The organism is Paraburkholderia bryophila (assembly GCF_013409255.1).
Taxonomy (GTDB): domain Bacteria; phylum Pseudomonadota; class Gammaproteobacteria; order Burkholderiales; family Burkholderiaceae; genus Paraburkholderia.
Genome location: NZ_JACCAS010000002.1, coordinates 1107642 through 1124804, shown reverse-complemented (window position 1 = coordinate 1124804; position 17163 = coordinate 1107642). Strand labels below are relative to the sequence as shown.

At 63.4% G+C, this 17163-nt stretch carries 16 protein-coding genes; 9 read left to right on the top strand and 7 right to left on the bottom strand.

Annotated features, from left to right (window positions below; genetic code table 11):
• Window positions 1–61: 61 nt before the first annotated feature.
• Both mhpT and GGD40_RS26200 read right to left on the bottom strand, forming a co-directional pair.
• Entirely contained in the window at window positions 62–1321 is a 1260-nt protein-coding gene (gene mhpT / locus GGD40_RS26205; RefSeq protein WP_179745608.1) for a 3-(3-hydroxy-phenyl)propionate transporter MhpT, read from the bottom strand.
• A gap of 287 nt (window positions 1322–1608) precedes the next feature.
• A complete protein-coding gene (locus GGD40_RS26200) occupies window positions 1609–2079 on the bottom strand; it encodes a MarR family winged helix-turn-helix transcriptional regulator (protein WP_179745607.1) in 471 nt (156 codons plus the stop codon).
• Window positions 2080–2245: 166 nt separating this feature from the next.
• Here GGD40_RS26200 and GGD40_RS26195 point away from each other — a divergent pair, with 166 nt between their 5' ends.
• The 7 genes from GGD40_RS26195 to GGD40_RS26165 all read left to right on the top strand — a co-directional run bounded on the left by GGD40_RS26195 (window position 2246) and on the right by GGD40_RS26165 (window position 10328).
• Window positions 2246–3073: a p-hydroxycinnamoyl CoA hydratase/lyase gene (locus GGD40_RS26195; RefSeq protein WP_179745606.1), complete on the top strand. Its 828-nt coding sequence runs from the start codon at window positions 2246–2248 to the stop codon at window positions 3071–3073.
• A gap of 74 nt (window positions 3074–3147) precedes the next feature.
• The gene (locus GGD40_RS26190; RefSeq protein ID WP_179745605.1) at window positions 3148–4599 is read left to right on the top strand and encodes an aldehyde dehydrogenase; all 1452 of its coding nucleotides are present in this window, start codon (window positions 3148–3150) and stop codon (window positions 4597–4599) included.
• Between the two features lie 77 nt (window positions 4600–4676).
• Window positions 4677–6578, top strand: coding sequence for a feruloyl-CoA synthase (locus GGD40_RS26185; RefSeq protein ID WP_179745604.1), 1902 nt, complete (start codon window positions 4677–4679; stop codon window positions 6576–6578).
• Between the two features lie 32 nt (window positions 6579–6610).
• Complete coding sequence (locus tag GGD40_RS26180; RefSeq protein ID WP_179745603.1) at window positions 6611–7495, top strand: amidohydrolase family protein; 885 nt, start codon at window positions 6611–6613, stop codon at window positions 7493–7495.
• Window positions 7496–7648: 153 nt separating this feature from the next.
• Complete coding sequence (locus tag GGD40_RS26175) at window positions 7649–8695, top strand: phytoene/squalene synthase family protein (RefSeq protein WP_179745602.1); 1047 nt, start codon at window positions 7649–7651, stop codon at window positions 8693–8695.
• Between the two features lie 117 nt (window positions 8696–8812).
• Window positions 8813–9985 carry an acyltransferase family protein gene (locus tag GGD40_RS26170; RefSeq protein WP_179745601.1) on the top strand — a complete coding sequence of 391 codons (1173 nt, stop codon included), beginning with the start codon at window positions 8813–8815 and terminating at the stop codon, window positions 9983–9985.
• Between the two features lie 94 nt (window positions 9986–10079).
• The gene (locus tag GGD40_RS26165; protein WP_111931208.1) at window positions 10080–10328 is read left to right on the top strand and encodes a hypothetical protein; all 249 of its coding nucleotides are present in this window, start codon (window positions 10080–10082) and stop codon (window positions 10326–10328) included.
• Window positions 10329–10510: 182 nt separating this feature from the next.
• On the opposite strand, the gene GGD40_RS26160 is transcribed toward GGD40_RS26165, so the two are convergent.
• From GGD40_RS26160 to GGD40_RS26150, 3 genes are all read right to left on the bottom strand, one after another.
• Entirely contained in the window at window positions 10511–10831 is a 321-nt protein-coding gene (locus tag GGD40_RS26160; RefSeq protein WP_176060628.1) for a DUF4148 domain-containing protein, read from the bottom strand.
• A 220-nt stretch (window positions 10832–11051) separates the two neighbouring features.
• Window positions 11052–11330: a hypothetical protein gene (locus tag GGD40_RS26155; RefSeq protein WP_179711732.1), complete on the bottom strand. Its 279-nt coding sequence runs from the start codon at window positions 11328–11330 to the stop codon at window positions 11052–11054.
• Window positions 11331–11774: 444 nt separating this feature from the next.
• Entirely contained in the window at window positions 11775–12053 is a 279-nt protein-coding gene (locus GGD40_RS26150) for a transposase (RefSeq protein ID WP_179711734.1), read from the bottom strand.
• A gap of 434 nt (window positions 12054–12487) precedes the next feature.
• Between GGD40_RS26150 and GGD40_RS26145 the strand changes: the two genes are divergently transcribed.
• Entirely contained in the window at window positions 12488–13369 is an 882-nt protein-coding gene (locus GGD40_RS26145) for an EAL domain-containing protein (protein WP_179745600.1), read from the top strand.
• 86 nt (window positions 13370–13455) lie between these two features.
• Here GGD40_RS26145 and GGD40_RS26140 read toward each other — a convergent pair whose 3' ends face one another.
• Entirely contained in the window at window positions 13456–14724 is a 1269-nt protein-coding gene (locus GGD40_RS26140) for an isoprenylcysteine carboxylmethyltransferase family protein (protein WP_179745599.1), read from the bottom strand.
• A 298-nt stretch (window positions 14725–15022) separates the two neighbouring features.
• Entirely contained in the window at window positions 15023–16180 is a 1158-nt protein-coding gene (locus tag GGD40_RS37255; protein WP_373565364.1) for a collagen-like triple helix repeat-containing protein, read from the bottom strand.
• On the opposite strand from GGD40_RS37255, the gene GGD40_RS37250 reads away from it, so the two are divergent.
• A complete protein-coding gene (locus GGD40_RS37250) occupies window positions 16143–16979 on the top strand; it encodes a hypothetical protein (RefSeq protein WP_445013585.1) in 837 nt (278 codons plus the stop codon). The two genes, GGD40_RS37255 and GGD40_RS37250, sit on opposite strands and share 38 nt — an antisense overlap.
• Window positions 16980–17163: the final 184 nt, after the last annotated feature.

The window sequence follows — 17163 nt, the reverse complement described above, 5'->3', positions numbered from 1 at the left end:
CCAAACCGTTGATTGAATTTATGGGTGTGTGGTTGTTGATTCTTCTGGTGCGACGTGCCGGTCAGTGGTCGGCACGCGGACGGCGCAGTAACAGCAAGGCGGCGGCGGCCGCGATCAGCGTGACCGGAATGCTCGCGCCAATGACGGTCGACGAACTGCGGCCCATGGCCAGCAATTGACCCGCGGCGAGCGGCCCGACCACCGAGCCGATGCGCCCCACGGCTACGGCCGCGCCTACGCCGGTACCGCGCATGGCCGTCGGATAGAAAGCAGCGGACAGCGCATACAGCACGGATTGACCGCCGATCACGAACATCCCGGCGAAGAACGCGGAAGCGGCGAGCGCGCCGAAGCCGGGCGCCATGGAAAGCGCGGCGAGCGAGGCGATGATCCCGGCATACATGCCGGCCACCACGACGCCCGGGCGCAGGCGGTCCATCAACATGCCGATGCACAGCGCGCCGATCCCGCCGCCGACGTTGAAGAAGATCTGCACGTAGCCGACCTGTGCGCGCGTCAAACCGCTTGCCGCCATCAACGAGGGCAGCCAGTTGAGCAGGAAGTAGAGGACGATCAGCGTGCAGAAGTAGCTGACCCAGATCTGCACCGTCGAGAGACCGCGCGTGCCGCCGAACAGGATTTCGCCGACCGGCGCGGGTTTCGCGCGACCGTCGTGCGAAGCCTGTGTGAACGCCTTCGAATCCGCGAGAAACACCAGCAGCAGCGGCACCAGGATCAACGGCCCCGCGCCGCCGACGTAAAAGATGTGACGCCATTCGGTATCGCCCGCGCTCAGCACGCCGATCACCGAAGCGATTACGCCGCCGAACGGAATGCCGCAATACATCACGCTAACGGCGGTGCTGCGCGAGCGCGGCTCGACCGCTTCCGACGACAACGCGATCAGGTTCGGCAGCGCACCGCCCAAACCGATACCGGTCAGCACGCGCACGATCACCAGCGTAGAGAAGTCGCTGACCAGCGCGGTCATGATCGAGAGCACGCCGAACAGGCAGGCGGAAATCACCAGCACGCGCTTGCGGCCGATGCGATCGGCCAGCCGTCCGCCGAACATCGCGCCGGGCAACAAGCCGAAGGTGCCGGCGCTGAATGCGAGTCCCATTTGCGCGACCGAGAGGCCGAATTCGTGCGCCATGCGCGGCGCCGCCACGCCGACCGATTGCAGGTCGAGTCCTTCCAGCAGCGCGATGGCGAAGCACAGGCCGAGCGTGACGAACGCGCCTGATTCGCGTGTCGCCGTCGCCGTCGTGGCCGTGGCTGCAGCGTCCTCGTTCGAGGTGAGTGTTCCGGTTCGCTTCACGTAGTGATCCTTATTAAAGTGTGTGGTTTGCCGGTTTCGCAGGAGGAGGGCAGGTTCCGTGCTGCCGTGCTGCCGTGCTGTCGTGTCGCGGGCCGGTCTGGCGCGAGTCCTGGCAGGCGTGCCGGCACCGCATCGGTTCGATGCCCGCGAGACTATCTATGTGACTGGATGCGATGAGGCGCGTCTCCACACGCTGCATCGTGGAGTGGATTTAATATCAGGTAGGCTGATAACACAAGCGCAAATCGTTCGGTGAAAACACCTAGCAATTTGACGGCGTGAAGAATTTAACCGCGCAGATTTCGCACGAAGGTTTCGAGGTGAGTTTGCAGCGCGCTGGCCGTGTCGAGTTCGATGCCTTCCATCATCTGCTTCTCGATGATCTTCACGGCCTGCTCGCATTCGCGCAGCACGGCGCGTCCTTCGTCGGTCAGTTGCAGCAGCACGATACGGCCGTGGGTCGGGTCCGGTTCGCGACTGATCCAGTTGCGGGCGGCCATGGCGTTCATCACTTCATTGGCCGATTGCGGTGTGATGAAGGAGCGCTCGGCGACCTGCGCATTGGACGCCTGCCCCTTGGCTTCCAGCACGGAAAGCGCGGTGAACTGGGCGAGCGTCAAACCGAGCGGCGCGAGCGCTTCGGTCATGCGACGCCGCAGGATGCGGTCGAGACTGCCGATCACATAGGTGAGGCGCAGGCTGGTGCGGCGGGTGCGCGGCGCGGCGGCCTCGACAGGGGAATTCTGATTTTTGCTCATGTGGGCAGGAGATCCGGTCTATCCCGCATCTTAGCGTGCCTCGTGATGGATTCCGCCGCTAGGGGTTTGCACCAAGCCGCTGAAATTCCACTTTACATATCAGGAAGCCTGATATTAAATGCGTTCATCAGGCCGCCGTCGCGGCCAATGTTCACGGAGAAAGCAGATGAGTTACGAAGGCCGTTGGAATACCGTCAAAGTCGATGTCGTCGAAGGCATTGCGTGGGTCACGTTCAATCGTCCCGAGAAGCGCAACGCGATGAGCCCGACGCTGAACAAGGAAATGATCGAGGTGCTCGAAGCCGTGGAGCTCGACGCCGAAGCGCAGGTACTGGTGCTGACCGGCGAAGGCGATGCGTGGACCGCCGGCATGGATCTGAAGGAGTATTTCCGCGAAGTCGACGCCGGCCCGGAAATCCTGCAGGAAAAGATTCGCCGCGATGCCTGCCGCTGGCAATGGCAACTGCTGCGCATGTATGCGAAGCCGACCATCGCGATGGTCAACGGCTGGTGTTTCGGCGGGGGCTTTTCGCCGCTGGTTGCGTGCGATCTCGCGATCGCCGCCGACGAAGCGGTGTTCGGTCTGTCCGAGATCAACTGGGGCATTCCGCCGGGCAACCTGGTGAGCAAGGCAATGGCCGATACGGTCGGACATCGTCAGGCGCTCTACTACATCATGACCGGCGAGACCTTCACGGGTCAGGAAGCCGCACAGATGGGCCTCGTGAATAAAAGCGTGCCGCGCGCCGAACTAATCGAAGCGACGCGCACGCTGGCCGGCAAGCTGCTGCAGAAGAATCCGGTGGTGTTGCGCGCCGCCAAAAACGGCTTCAAGCGTTGCCGCGAACTGACGTGGGATCAGAACGAAGACTACCTGTACGCCAAGCTCGATCAGGCGCAACTGCGCGATCCGGAAGGTGGCCGCGAGCAGGGTCTGAAGCAGTTCCTCGACGACAAGGCGATCAAGCCGGGTCTGCAGACTTACCAGCGCTGATCGACCGCGCGCCTAACGGCGGATTGGGTCGCGGGCGACTAGCTGCAAAAGAGACAGGCGAGGAGACGACACACATGCAGGAAGTAACTTTATTGATTGGCGGCGAGAGCCGTGGCGCAGCGGACGGCAAAACCTTCGAGCGGATCAATCCGGCGAACGGCCGTGCTGCGTCGCGCGCGTCGGCCGCCACGGTGGCCGACGCCGACGCGGCCGTCGAAGCCGCCGCGCGCGCGTTTCCGGCATGGTCGGCACTGGCGCCGACCGAGCGCCGCAAACGCCTGCTGGCAGCCGCCGATCTGATGGACGCCCGCACCGCGCAGTTCATCGAAACCGGCGTGGCCGAGACCGGCGCCATGCCGAACTGGTACGGCTTCAACGTGATGCTGGCCGCCAACATGCTGCGCGAAGCCGCGGCCATGACCACGCAGATCGACGGCGACGTGATTCCGTCGGACCTGCCCGGCAGCCTCGCGATGGCGGTGCGCCAGCCGTGCGGCGTGGTGCTCGGCATGGCGCCGTGGAACGCGCCCGTCATTCTCGGCACGCGGGCCATTGCCATGCCGCTCGCGTGCGGCAACACGGTCGTGCTCAAGGCGTCGGAAGGCTGTCCGGGCGTGCATCGGCTGATCGGCAGCGTGTTGCAGGACGCGGGTCTCGGCGACGGTGTGGTGAACGTCATCACGCATGACGCCGCCAACGCCCCGGCGATCGTCGAACGGCTGATTGCGCATCCGGCGGTACGGCGGGTCAACTTCACCGGCTCGACGCGCGTGGGACGCATCGTCGCGCAGCACGCGGCGCAGCATCTGAAGCCGGCCTTGCTCGAACTTGGCGGCAAGGCGCCCGTGCTGGTGCTCGATGACGCCGATCTGGACGCGGCGGTAGCCGCCATCGCGTTCGGCGCCTTCTTCAACCAGGGGCAGATTTGCATGTCGACCGAGCGCGTGATCGTCGACCGGAAGATTGCCGATGCGCTGGTCGAGAAGCTCGCGGCCAAAGCGCGCAGCCTGAAAGCGGGCGATCCCGCAGCGGCGGATTCCGTGCTCGGCGTGCTCGAAAGCGCGGCCGCGGCGCAACGTATCGCGGCACTGGTCGACGACGCGAAGCAGCACGGCGCGACACTGCCGGTGGGTTGCACGATCGACGGCGCGATCATGCAACCGGTGATCGTCGACGGCATCACGCCGGCCATGAAGCTGTATGCCGAGGAATCGTTCGGCCCGGTGGTCACGGTGCAGCGCGTGGACGGCGACGAAGAAGCGCTGCGGGTGGCCAACGACAGCGACTATGGTTTGTCGGCCGCGGTCTTTAGCCGCGATGTGGCGCGCGCCTGGAACGTCGCCAAACGTGTCGAGTCCGGCATCTGCCATATCAACGGGCCGACCGTGCATGACGAAGCGCAGATGCCGTTCGGCGGTGTGAAGAAAAGCGGTTATGGCCGCTTCGGCAGCAAGGCGTCGATTGCCGAATTCACGGACCTGCGCTGGATCACGATTCAAACCGGGCCGCGCCACTATCCGATCTGATCGCGCACGCTTCGCGCTCAAGCATTTGCATTTGGCGCGAACACTGGCCGACTGCAGACAGCAACAGGAGACAGGCTTTGCATAACGAGCCGACACAAACGAACACCCCCGCTGCGCCGACGCGCTACCGGTTGACGACGATCGGCGCACCATCGTTGCGCACGCAACGGCAGGGCGAGACCTGGTATCTACGCGCGGACGAAGCGCTCGGCGCGTATCCGCAGCGGATGACCGAGCGGCTCGTGAGCGGCGCCGACGCGCATCCGGAGCGTTGGCTGGCGGCGCGCCGCGGCAGCGACGGTCAATGGGTCGGCCTGAGCTATGCGAAGGCGTTGCACAGCGCTCGCGCGATCGGCCAGGCGCTGCTCGCACGCGATCTTTCGGCCGAACGGCCCATCGCGATTCTGTCGGGTAACGACCTCGGGCATTTGCAACTCGCGCTCGGTGCGATGTGGGCCGGGATTCCGTATGCGGCGATCTCGCCGGCTTATGCGCTCGCTTCCGGCGACTTCGGCAAGCTGCGTCATACGATCGAACTGCTGACGCCGGGCCTGGTGTTCGCGAGCCACTACGACACGTTTGCCCGTGCCATCGAAGCGGTCGTGCCGGCCGGCGTGGAAGTCGTGTCCGCCACGCCGCCGCGCGAGCCGGCCGCCACGCGTGGCGTGACCTCGTTGAGCGATTTGCTGGACACCAAGCCGACCACCGTCGACACCGTTCACGCGGCAGTGAGCCCGGATTCGATCGCCAAATTTCTCTTCACGTCGGGCTCGACCAAACTGCCGAAGGCGGTGCCGACCACGCACCGCATGCTGTGCAGCAATCAGCAGATGCTGCTCGAAACCTTCCCGGAATTTGCGAGCGAGCCGCCGGTGCTGGTCGATTGGCTGCCCTGGAATCACACGTTCGGCGGTAGCCATAACGTGGGCATCGCGCTCTACAACGGCGGCACGCTCTATATCGACGACGGCAAACCGGTCAACGGCAAATTCGAGGAAACACTGCGCAATCTGCGCGACATCGCGCCGACCATCTACTTCAATGTGCCGAAGGGGTGGGAGGAACTGGCGATCGCGCTGGAGCAGGACAGCCAGTTGCGCGAGACGTTTTTCTCGCGCGTGAAGGTGTATTTCTTCTCCGGCGCGGGGTTGTCGCAAGCGGCGTGGGACCGGCTCGAACGCGTGACCGACCAGTACTGCGGCGAGCGCATTCGCATCATGGCCGGGCTCGGTATGACGGAGACGTCGCCGTCGTGCCTGTTCACCACGGGGCCGATCATGCGCGCCGGCTATGTCGGCCTGCCGGCGCCCGGCTGCGAGGTCAAACTCGCGCCGGTCGGCGACAAGCTCGAGGCACGCTATCGCGGCCCGCACGTAATGACCGGTTATTGGCGCCCCAACGCGGCCGAGCTGGACAACGCGTTCGACGAAGAGGGGTACTTCCGCAGCGGCGACGCGTTGCGCTTTGTCGACCCGGCGCGGCCCGAGCTCGGGTTGCTGTTCGACGGCCGCATCGCGGAGGATTTCAAGCTGAGTTCGGGCACCTTCGTGAGCGTCGGACCGATGCGGGCCCGCGTGATTTCCGCCGGCGCACCCTATGTGCAGGACGTGGTGGTCGCCGGTATGAATCGCGACGACGTGGGCCTGCTGGTGTTTCCGCGCCTCGACGATTGCAGGCGGCTGGCGCATTTGCCGGCCGACGCGAGCCCGCGCGACGTAGTCGCCGCACCGGCCGTGCGCGCCTACTTTGCCGCGCTGCTCGACACGCTCAATCGCGGGGCGACCGGCGGCGCGACCACCATCGCGCGTTTGCAGCTCGTGGAGGTGGCGCCTTCACTCGATCTCGGCGAGATCACCGACAAAGGGTCGATCAATCAACGCGCGGTGCTGACGCAGCGGGCCGCGTTGGTCGACGCGATGTACGAGACGGCGCAGCGCGATCTGGCCGTGATCGTCGCGAGCACTTGTCGTGCGGCATGATGCAGGCGCCGCGTCTCGATAGGACACCCGGGATGAACCTCGACCAGCTCGTCGCGATCGACATGCATGTCCACGCGGAAGTCTCCTGCTGCCAGCCGCCGGACCTGTTCGGCAAGGAGTTCGACGAGGCCGCCGACAAGTACTTCGGCACCGTGCTGAAACTCGGCCGGCGGCCGACGATTCCCGAGACCATCGACCACTATCGCGAACGCAACGTCGGCTTCGTGATGTTCACCGTGGACTGCGAAGCGAACCTGGGCCGCCGACGCATTCCGAATGAGGAGATCGCCGAATTCGCGCAGAATAACCGCGACATCATGATCGCATTCGCGAGTATTGATCCGCACAAGGGCAAGATGGGCGTGCGCGAGGCGCGCAAGCTGGTGGAAGAATACGGCGTGCGCGGCTTCAAGTTTCATCCGACCATGCAGGCGTTTTTCGCCAACGACCGTCTCGCGTATCCGCTCTATGAGCTGATCGCCGAATACCGGCTCACGGCGGTGTTCCATAGCGGCCACTCCGGCATGGGCTCGGGTATGCGGGGCGGCGGCGGGTTGCGCTTGAAGTATTCGGAGCCGATCCATCTCGACGACGTCGCGGCGGATTTCCCCGATATGAAGATCGTGATCGCACACCCGTCGTGGCCCTGGCAGGAGCAGGCGTTGTCGATCGCGCTGCACAAGCCCAATGTTTACATCGATCTGTCCGGCTGGTCGCCGAAGTACTTCTCGCCCGAATTGATCCACCACGCCAACACGTTGCTGAAGCGGAAGATGCTGTTCGGCTCGGACTTCCCGCTGATCCGGCCGGATCGCTGGCTGGAAGATTTCAGCGGCGCCGGTTTCAGGGAAGAGGTCCGGCCGCTGATTCTCAAACAGAACGCGGTCGACCTGTTGGGGCTGGCCGCACACGCTTGAGCAGGACAGACAGGCCGGTCAATGCGGGCTGGGGCGGGACGCGCCGCCGCACGGTGAGGGCGCTTCGCCGTATACAATTCGGCAGCGCCGGATTCTTGCCGGTTTTTTACCGGCTTTTGCCCGCTTGTTGCCAATCCTGACCTGATCCCATCCATGTCGAATCCGACCCGGGCCTTTCTTCTCGGTCCGCTGCTGAAAGGCGTTTCACGCTCCTTCTATCTCACGCTGCGCGTGCTGCCTACCGGGATGCGCGATCCGATCGGCCTCGCGTACCTGCTGGCGCGCGCGGCCGACACGATCGCGGACACGTCGCTGATCTCGCCCGAACAGCGCCTCGCGCTGCTGCTGTCGCTGCGTGCCCAGGTGAACGGCACCACCGACGACGGCACGCTGTTCCATCGCATGGCCGCCGAGGTCGCGGGTCAGCAGACCCAGTCGGATGAAAAAGTCCTGCTCGAATCGCTCGGCCCCGCGCTCGGCGTGTTGTCGCAACTGAGCGAATCCGATCGTCAGGCCGTGCGCGGAATCGTCGCGACGCTCACCGAGGGCATGGAATTCGATCTGCGCACCTTCCCCGACGAACGCTCCGGCCAGCTCGCGGCGCTGCGCGACTACGACGACCTCGATCGCTACACGTATCTGGTGGCGGGCTGCGTCGGCGAATTCTGGACCACGATGACCTATGCGCATATGCCGGGCACGTTGAAAGAGGCGCCCGACACGATGGCGCGCCGCGGCGTGCGTTTCGGCAAGGCGCTGCAGTTGACCAACGTGCTGCGCGACTGCGGCAAGGATTTGCGGATCGGCCGCTGCTATCTGCCGCAGACGCTGCTGGATCGACACGGCCTGAGCCCGCAAGACCTGCTGTTGCCGACCAATTCCGCGCGCGCGAAGCCGCTGCTGGTCGAGCTGCTGCGCAAGTCGCTCGAGCATTTCCGCGAAGCGCTCGATTACACGCTGGCGATTCCCGCGTTTTCCGTGCGACTGCGGCTCGCGTGTCTATGGCCGATTCTGATCGGGCTGGAGACGCTGTTGCTGCTGGTGGATAACGACGCGTGGCTCGATCCGCAGAAGGTGTCCAAGGTACGGCGCAACCGGGTGTATCAGATCATCGCTTCGTCGCTGCTGCTGGTGCCGTCGAACGGCCTGGTGCGCAACGCGATCGAAACGCGGATCGCGCAGATCGAAGCGCGCCTGTAAAGCTCACCTGTAATGCGGGGCGAGCCCGCGCTTCACGTTCAATGTGCGCGAACGTACTGAATCAAAAGCCCATGAGCCTTAGTTTGGCGGACAACCTTTCGTCCGCTTCCGGCTCATATGGCGCCCTCCGGCAAACCCCATTGCGACACCTTCGACCTGATCCGCGCATTGGCGGCGGGCACCGTGTGCGTGAGTCATCTGCGCAATCTGATGTTTGCCGATTACCACGCGAATGCCGGAATCGGCCTGGCGGCCAAGGCTTTCTATTTCGTCAGCAACTACGGCCACACTGCGGTGATCGTGTTCTTTCTGCTGAGCGGCTACTTTGTCGGCGGTTCGGTGTTGCGGCAGAGCGCGGCGGGGACGTGGAGCTGGCCGCGCTATCTGACCGAGCGGCTGTCGCGACTGTGGGTCGTGCTGATTCCCGCGCTGCTGCTGACGCTGTTCTGGGATCGCATGGGGATCGCGCTGGCCGGCGGGCCGTTTTATCTCGGCACCGAGGGCACGTTCGATCAGCAGATCAACGTCGTGTCGCATCTCGGGCAGGCGACGTTCGCGTGCAACCTCGTATTTCTGCAAACCCTCGCGTGCGGCACCTACGGATCCAACGGACCGTTATGGAGCCTCGCCAACGAGTTCTGGTACTACCTGTGGTTTCCCGCCTGCTTTGTCCTGTTGCGGCAACGCCGGGGCATTCGCGCCTTCGCCGCCGCCGCGTTCGCCGTGGGCACGATGGTCGCGTTTCCGTCGCTGCTGAGCGGTTTCGGTTTGTGGCTGCTCGGCGTGTTGCTGGTGGTGCTGGAACAGCGCTTTCCGGCGCGTAGCGCGCGAACCGGGTGGCCGTGGTTCACGCTCGCCAGCGGCGCAGCGCTGCTCGCCGCGCTGGTGTGCTCGCGTCTGTTCCTGCTCGCCAACGACTGGATCGTCGGCGTACCGTGTTTCGCGTTCCTGCATTGCATACTTTGGGAAAACGTGCGATTGCGGCCCGCGCTGTTATCGCGCATCGCGATTCGTTTTTCCGGGTTCTCGTATTCGCTTTATCTGACGCACTTCTCGTTCATTCTGTTCGTCGCCGCAGTGGGTGTCGGGCGGCGCATTCCCTTCGACGGACACGGCGCGCTGGTGTTCGCGGGCATGCTGGTGCTCTGTTATGCGTACGCGTATGCGGTTTATCTGCTATTCGAACAGAACACGCGACGCGTGCAACGCGGTCTCCAGCAACTGCGTTTTCTAGGGATAAGACCTGATTCACCCGCGCCGCATAGTCCATCACGCGGCGGCATCGGTTGATTTAATCTGGGTCATTGAAACCCCATCAATCGGGAAACCCCTAGGACCGTATGCCCATGGTTCGCGTTAGGCTCTTCCAAAGAGGAGACGAACCATGCGACAAGCGTTCTATATTGCCGTGGTGTTGTTGCTGGGCTATCTGATGGCGGATAGGGCGTTGATGCGCGCGCAAGCCGGAGAGATCGGCACTATTACGTGTCATCAGGGCGCGGCGATGGTCAAATCCAACGCGTTGAAGAAAGGCTTCGGCGACGTCGGGGCCAGCAGCCAGGGCGAAAATTTCCTGTCGAGCTGTCTCGTCACCGGCCGTGGTCAGGTGGGCGATCTGATCGCGCGCGAATGACCGGCGTGTGACATAAAGGCGCGGAGAAAAAAGCGCCCGGACCGCATGGATCCAGGCGAAGTCATCGGGAGCCCGATGACGGAGGTACCGGATACAGAACTGGCCCGCGATCGGGGAAACTCGGTCGCGGGCCAGTTCGTTTGAATCGTTGCGCGTCTACAAGGCGCGCTGGGCGTTGCGGCTTAGTGACCGAAGTAAGTCGACTTCGGACCGTTATCTAGCGCCACCGGATGGCCGCCTTGCGACGAGCCGCTTACCACGCCACCGTAACCCGATTGCGCAGCCTGCGCCGTGCCGTTCTGTTCGGCGACGCGAGCCTGAGCGGCTTGAATGTCCGCTGGGTAATACGGGTCGGCGCGGCCCGGTTGATAACCGGCCTGTTCCAGTTGAATCAATTCCGAGCGCACCTGGGCGCGAGTCACGGGCTGGTTGGACTGGGCAAACGAAGCAACAGGAGCGGCCAGCGCGGCGGCGATAACAACAGCTTGAATGAGCGATTTCATGATGAACTACCTCCAGTTCGGGTCTTTGTAGCGCTACGAACGTTGTTGTTCGTAGTCAGTGATTGCATTGTAGTTTTGCGATCTGGGCAGAGTAATCACCAAAACAGGTAATGTTTGTTGTGAAATCTGAGACAAATTCCCGGCGCTCCCGAGAATGACGATGCATGCGTCGAGCGGTTATCTGTTCGCGTGCATCGTCCGGGTTGCTCGACGTCCTTCGTCAATTGCCGCCTTTGAATAGCTCTTGAAGACGGGCTGCTTCAGCGCCTTTCTGCGATTGCACGAGTTGCTGATAGACGTCGGCCCGCGTCAGCCCCTGCGCGCGCGCGGGGCCGCCTGACATCGAGGTGGTGGTGGGTTGTCCGCCGACCGAGTCGGCGACGGCGGGTTGAGCTTGTGCGGTGTTCTCCGCGCCGGCATCTTGAGCCTGCGCTTGGGCCTGCGCCTGCCACGCAAATGCACAAAGCAATCCGCTTGCGATGATCAGAGCCTTCTTCATGTCCATCTCCTTCAACTATAGGGACATCGCGCGTGCGACGCCGTATTGCGGAAGTCCCGTCAGGTCGGCTCGCAAAACTTGCTTTGCGGGCGTGGCCGGCGGAACAGAAGGTGGAGACGATCACCGGCTGCCTGGTCGAATTCTGCACAGCGCACCAGAGAGGTGCGGTATCGAAAGACTTCGTGTAGCAACGGGGAGGTGCACGCTGAGACGTTTATTGTTCGGCGACACTCAGGGAGCGAGGCTTGTCTTCACCATGACAAGGAGACGGGCGGCTTGTAGTGAATTTCAAGCATTAATCAGCCATCCTGAATGCGGATGCGGCGCTGTTCGAGTGCGGTCAACAGATGGTCCGCCGGCAGTGCGGATTGAACCAACACAAGCGCTGAATTCAATGTGTCGACGTGAATCCGCTACGGCATCCGAATCAATCGCCGAGCCGATTCACGACATGGAAAGCTCCGGATCGAAAACGGGAAGGCGTTCGTAAACCTGCTCCAGAACGCCTGATTTACGCCACGTCATATACCGGAGATAACAGGTCTGTTGCGGAGGGAACGTGGCGGGAAGCCTGTGCCACTTTTCCTTGTGCTGATATAGCCAGAGTATTGCGTTGAGAATTTCCCGATCGCTACGGCGGGGTCGCCCGCGCGCAGAGGGAAGTTCGGGAAACAGACTCTGGACGCGAGCCCAATCGGCGTCGGAGAGAGGGATGTGTAGCATCGGCTGCCTGAATGACTATGTGGAGGATTCGCGGTCGACGCATGCTGCGCTGAAGCCGATACTAGTTAATCTCTTTGGCTCGGTCAAACGGTCTTGTGCTGATATATCGCGATGAAAACGTTTCTGCTTTCACTTTTTTCCGTCAGGTTGCACGGCGTGCTGCTTCACTGGCTGCTGGCGATTTATCACTGTCGTCTCACGCAAACATCGTGGCGGCCTGGTTCGCGTAACGTCACGCGTGACGCTACGTAACAAGCGAGCCAAAACGCGCGTTTTCGAAACTGGAAAGGCGCATCGGGCGGTTTCATATCGCAGCCGCGAAGCTTCACCCGACGAGGATCTCCGGTTGCTCCTCGTGTTTCATACCGCTGTTGCGATAGCGCGTGGCATGACCCGTGCATACGTTAGTCAGGTTCAATCAATTCGTATCCGCCATGCACACGCTCGACTACATACAACCCTTCTCGCATGCAACGACGTCGATCGCGCGCGCTGCGTGTGCCGCACAGAATGACGCGGACGAGGCTCGTGATCCGTCGTCGGGTCTGAGTGAACTCGAAAGCCGGGTTCGCGATGGACTCCGCGCGGGCGAGTTTCATCTCGTGTATCAGGGGGCTTATCGTGCTCCGGGTGTCGCGAGCGGCACGCCGGCGCGTCTCGAAGCGCAGGTGCGCTGGACGCATCCCGATTACGGGTTGTTGCTTCCCGGCATCTTCATGATGCCGCTCGAACACCCGCAGCTCGCGCTGGAAATGGCGCGCTTCGTGGTGGACGGCGTATGCCGTGAATTGCGCGACTGTCTCGCCGCGCGTCTGCCGCTGCGGCCGGTCGCGATCACGGTGCCCGCGCAGGTGGCGATACTCGGTTCGTTCGCGGAAGATCTCGTGCGTGTCGCTGCGTTATATGACGTGCCCGCGCATCTGCTCGATATCGAAGTGGCCGATAGTGCGAATGCCGCAAAACTTCTGTCGTTGCGCACGCTGACCGCTGGTCTGCGCGACGCGGGTGCCGGCATTTCGCTGGGCAAGTGGGGCAACGGCGCTTCGTCGCTGGCGCTGCTCGGTGCGCTCGACGTCGACACCATCACCATTGCACGCGATTTGATGGCCACGGTGCCGCGAGATTCACGCGCGAATGTGGTGATGACGGCGCTGATGGATCTGCTGCATGCACTCGACGTGCAGGTGGTGGTGAACGGCGTCGATACCGACGCGCAGTTGCAGTGGTTGAAGCGTTGGCCGCAAGCGCTGTTGCAAGGCTCGCTGTTCTCGCGGCCGCAAGCGGGTTTGGCCAGTGTGCTGACGCGACGGTTGTGATGCGGCGTGCCGGCCGATAGTCGATAGTGGGAATCGCTTTCGACCGGCGTTCGCTTTGCGCTGAGCCGCGTACCTATATCTAATACCTAGTTGAACACACGCGAAAGTCTCGCGAACAACCCATTCTTCGCGATCCATTCGGCGTAAGCACGGTAGTCGGGATCGTTCATCAGGTGTCGCTCTTCGGTCTTCGCGCGCAGGAAATACAGCATGTTGACCGCTGCGAGCGCGAAGCAATGCGTGAGCGCAACCCGCCAGCCCAACGGTTCGATGAACGGTACCGCGACCATCCAGTACGACAGGTTCTTCGCAATGTAGGCGGGATGTTTGGTGAACCGGTAAGGCCCCGACGTGACGATGCCGCGATTGGTCAGGTTCGAGAACCGCAAGCCGAACGAGATCGTGGCGAGCGCGTAGCACGTCAGCAGCGCGATGACGACCGTGCCCCAGATCACGCGCAGTACCGGCACTGAAATGAGCCAGTTGTCCCAGAACATCGAGCCTTCGTAATGGAGGTACTGGTTCGAGATCAACGACCAGAACGGCTGATAGCAGATCAACGCGACGAGCCAGCCGAGGGCGGTCGGCTCCGCGCTGCGCACGTGACTGTCGAGTATGCGCAGCGTGCAGAGGTAGCCCACCGTGCCGAACATCAGATCCATTGCGAACGACAGGTCGTACATGAAGCGGAAACTCGCGAGCGAGAAGGGCGCGTTCAGCGCGATCGTCAGCGATGCGTTGAGGTGATCCGCGTTGGTGGACAGATAGACGATCATCAGCGGCAGGAAGAACGCTTTCACCATCCAGCCGGCCAGCATTTCGCGCACCGGACGCCAATTCGCCGGACGCTCGCCGCGAAATAGCAGGCGCGCCCACAGCAGATACGCGTCGTCGGTTTCGCGCTGATGGCGGTCCATCCACGCGAAGTAAAACGGCGCGACGACGACAACATACGGCGCGAGCGTGCGGATCAGCGACCAGAACGGGTTGTAGAACGCGCCGTGATACTCGGGCAGCAGCCAGTAGAGCATGCCGATGCCCGCGTAGACCGAGGTGAGCGCGGCGAGACGTGCCGTCACTCGCGCGAGACTTAGTGGCCGCGCCGCGCGGCTCGTCAGACCGGCGCTTGGGCGCAGGTAGACGCGTGCGACGAACAGTTCGTAGGTGGCGATGGTCGCGATGATGGCCAGACAGGCGACCGTGCTGCGAGCCGCGCCGTCGAGGGCGGTGCTGTCGCGCAGGAGCCAGAGCGTGAGCAGGCCGGCGGCGATGCCGAGCAGGCCGACGGAGAACGGCGTCGCGCTTCGCGGTCGGGTGTCGTGGACGTGCGCTACCGTATCGAAGGTTGAGTTCATGTCATCCTCGTAGTCATGACATCGGAGGTGGCCGGGTTGTTGGTTTTTTTGAGGGTTGGCCGCCTCGGTGAATTGCTGGTTTGAGAGCTTGTTAAGGGTGGTGCTTTGAAGTGCTTTCGAAGCGCTGCATTGAAGTGCTGTTTCGAAGCGCTGCGTCGAAGTACTGCCTCGAAGTACTACCTCGAAGTACTACCTCAAACACCGGCTCGAATCGCTGCCTCGAGTACTACATCGAAGCACGCCGCCGAAGCGCGGCGCCCGAAGTACTCCTTCGCGGCGCCGCGCTTCACGCGGTCCTTTATTTGCCTGCCGTGACGCCGCCGAGCAATCCGCCGACCAGGTTCGTCACCGGTGCAAGCGGGTTCTTGTTTGACGAACCGCTGCCGCCCGAGCCACTGGCCGAACCGCCTGTGAGGCCGCCGATCAGCCCCGTCACAGGATTGGCCGCGGTACCGCCTTGCGACGCGCTGACGCCGCCCGTCACGCTGACCGTCAACGAGCCGACCAGGCTGACGACCGGGGTGAGCGGACCGCCCGCGCCGGTACTGCCGCCGAGCGAGCCGACCTTGCCGAGCAGACCCGTGATCGGCGCCAGCAGACCTCCTGCGCCGCCCGCGCCACCTGAACCGCCGACACCGCCGACACCGCCGACACCGCCGACACCGCCGACACCGCCGAGCGATCCCAGGTTGCCGATCAGCCCCGTCAACGGCGGAATCGAGATCGACCCGCCGCCCGTTGCACCGAGTCCACCGAGTCCACCGAGCGGCCCGAGCAGGCCTGTGATCGGTGCGAGCGGATTGGTGGTCGCGCCGGTGAACAGGCCGCCCGTGCTCGTGACGGTTTTGCCCAACTGGCTCACCACGCCGCCGATGTCCTTGCCGACCTGATCGCCGGTGGCGCCCGACACCTTGATGCCGGCCGCGTCGAGTCCGTTGCCTAGCGTGCCGAGCAGGTTGTTGAGCGGTGAGCCGAGGCCGGTGGCGTTGCCGAGCGTCTGCGTCGTGTTCGAGACGGTCAGCGTGATTGGGTTGATCGCGGAACTGAGTTGCGTTTCGAGCTGCTGAACGGGCGCGCTGGAGAGCGCGGTGTTCAATCCCGAGCCGACGGATGTGACGCCTTTGCCCACATCGCCGACGACGCCGCCAAGCGCGGACGTCGCCGGAGCGAGCGGTGACAGCGGACCGCTGCCCAGACTCGACACCACGCCGCCGACTGCGGTCACCGCCGCACCTGTGTTGGAGACCACGCCGGAGGTGGAGGTGAGCGTTGGGCCGAGCGGATTGGCGGCGCTGCCTACGGTGCCGAGACCCGCGGCCGTGCCGTTGCCGAGTACCTTCACGCCGTTGCCGAGATCGGTGAGGGCATTGCCGAGATTAGTTGTCGTTCCGCTGTCGACGCCGGGGATCGACGTGCCGGTGACCTTGCTGCCGGTGTCGGCGACGGTCGTGCCCACGGCGGCGATCAGGTTGCCGCCTTGGGTGATGATGTTGCCGAGCGGGGTGGACGAAGTACCTGAGGTGCCGGACGTACCCGAAGTACCCGAAGTACCCGAAGTACCCGAAGTACCCGAGGTGCCCGAAGTACCCGAAGTACCCGAAGTACCCGAGGTGCCGGACGTACCCGAGGTGCCCGAGGTGCCCGAGGTGCCCGAAGTGCCCGAAGTGCCCGAAGTGCCCGAAGTGCCCGAAGTGCCGGACGTACCCGAGGTGCCGGACGTACCCGAAGTGCCCGAAGTGCCAGACGTACCCGAGGTGCCCGAGGTGCCCGAGGTGCCCGAGGTGCCCGAGGTGCCGGACGTACCCGAAGTACCCGAAGTACCCGAAGTACCCGAAGTGCCGGACGTACCCGAAGTGCCGGACGTACCCGAGGTGCCGGACGTACCCGAAGTGCCCGAAGTGCCGGACGTACCCGAGGTGCCGGACGTACCCGAAGTACCCGAAGTGCCGGACGTACCCGAGGTACCCGAGGTACCCGAGGTGCCCGAGGTGCCCGAAGTGCCCGAGGTGCCCGAAGTGCCCGAAGTACCCGAAGTACCCGAAGTACCCGAAGTACCCGAAGTACCCGAAGTACCCGAAGTACCCGAAGTACCCAAGGTGCCGGAAGTACCCGAGGTGCCGGAAGTACCCGAGGTGCCGGAAGTACCCGAGCTACCCCCCGACGTCCCCGAAGTCCCACTCCCCGACGTGCCCCCCAGCCCACCGCCGCCTAACCCGCTAGTACCACCGGGGCTAATCGTCGATCCACAACCATAGAGGGCGAGTAATGTTGACGTCGCGACAGCGATGGCTGTCCGACCGGCGAATTTGCGCATGATGTCCCCGTTGAGCTACTAATGGTGGAGTCATCGTTGCAAGTTGCACGCCAATTGTGGCTTATGGCTCGATCCGACAGATTCGACAAAAAATGATCGTCAGAGACACAGAAAATCAGAATTTA